General features: G+C 65.1%; 2 protein-coding genes. Both read right to left on the minus strand.

Annotated elements, in window-relative coordinates; all coding sequences use genetic code 11:
- Positions 1-1,040, minus strand: a 1,040-nt coding sequence (locus EN991_RS35685; protein ID WP_127370486.1) for a glutamate synthase-related protein, incomplete at its 3' end; no start/stop codon positions are given.
- Between the two features lie 6 nt (positions 1,041-1,046).
- Positions 1,047-1,520 (minus strand): protein GlxC (locus EN991_RS35690; protein WP_127370487.1); only part of this gene is annotated, 474 nt, incomplete at its 5' end.

The following is a 1,520-nucleotide window of genomic DNA, read 5'->3' on the forward strand; positions in this document are numbered from 1 at the left end:
GTGCCAAGCTCGTTGTACTCCGCCTCCCAGCGCGGATCGTTGTCGCCGAGCGCGACAAGGGCCGCCGTGCCGATCGAGACCGCGTCGACGCCGAGCGCCAGCGCCTTGGCGACATCGGCGCCGTTGCGAATGCCGCCGGAGACGATCAACTGCACCTTGCGGTGCATGCCGAGGTCCTGCAGCGCCTGCACGGCCGGCCTGATGCAGGCAAGCGTCGGCTGGCCGACATTTTCGATGAACACTTCCTGGGTGGCGGCGGTGCCGCCCTGCATGCCGTCGACGACAACGACATCGGCGCCGGCCTTCACGGCAAGCGCCGTGTCATAATAGGGGCGCGCGCCGCCGACCTTGACGTAGATCGGTTTTTCCCAGTCGGTGATTTCGCGCAATTCGAGGATCTTGATCTCGAGATCGTCGGGTCCGGTCCAGTCGGGATGGCGTGAGGCCGAGCGCTGGTCGATGCCTTTCGGCAGCGTGCGCATTTCCGCGACACGATCCGAAATCTTCTGGCCAAGCAGCATGCCGCCGCCACCCGGCTTGGCGCCCTGGCCGACGACGACCTCGATCGCATCGGCGCGGCGCAGATCGCGCAGGTTCATGCCGTAGCGCGACGGCAGATATTGATAGACCAGTTGCTTGGAATGGCCGCGCTCCTCCTCGGTCATGCCGCCGTCGCCCGTCGTGGTCGAGGTGCCCGACAGGGTAGCGCCGCGTCCGAGCGCTTCCTTGGCCGGACCCGACAGCGAGCCGAAGCTCATGCCGGCAATGGTGATCGGAATCTTCAACTCGATCGGCTTCTTGGCATGGCGAGAGCCGAGCACGACCGATGTGTCGCAGCGCTCGCGATAGCCTTCGAGCGGGTAACGCGAGATCGAGGCGCCGAGGAACAGTAGGTCGTCGAAATGCGGCAGCTTGCGCTTGGCGCCGGCGCCACGGATGTCATAGATGCCGGTCGCCGCGGCACGGCGGATCTCGGAAAGCGTGTAGTCGTCGAAGGTCGCGGATTTGCGCGGCGTCGTCGGCGGGTTCCTGTAGGTCATGCTGCCTCAATACGCGTCGGCGTTGTCGATATTGAAATTATAGAGGGTACGCGCCGAGCCGTAGCGCTTGAACTCCGACGGCTTGACGCCGGTGACGCCGGCGCGGTCGAGCAGGCCCTGCAGCAATTCCAGATGCTCGGTCCGCATTTCCTTGGCGATGCAGTCGGCGCCGAGGCTGTCGACCTTGCCGCGCACGAAGAGCCGCGCCTCGTAGATGGAATCGCCGAGCGCATCGCCGGCATCGCCCAACACCACCAGATTGCCTGACTGCGCCATGAAGGCCGACATATGGCCGATATTTCCATGCACGACGATATCGATGCCCTTCATCGAAATGCCGCAGCGCGACGAGGCGTTGCCTTCGATGACCAGCAGGCCGCCCTTGCCGGTGGCGCCGGCATACTGGCTGGCGTCGCCTTTGATGGTGATCGAGCCCGACATCATGTTCTCGCCGACTCCAGGCCCTGCCGAGCCATGCAC

Source organism: Mesorhizobium sp. M7A.F.Ca.US.005.03.2.1, assembly GCF_003997795.1.
Lineage (GTDB): Bacteria > Pseudomonadota > Alphaproteobacteria > Rhizobiales > Rhizobiaceae > Mesorhizobium > Mesorhizobium ciceri.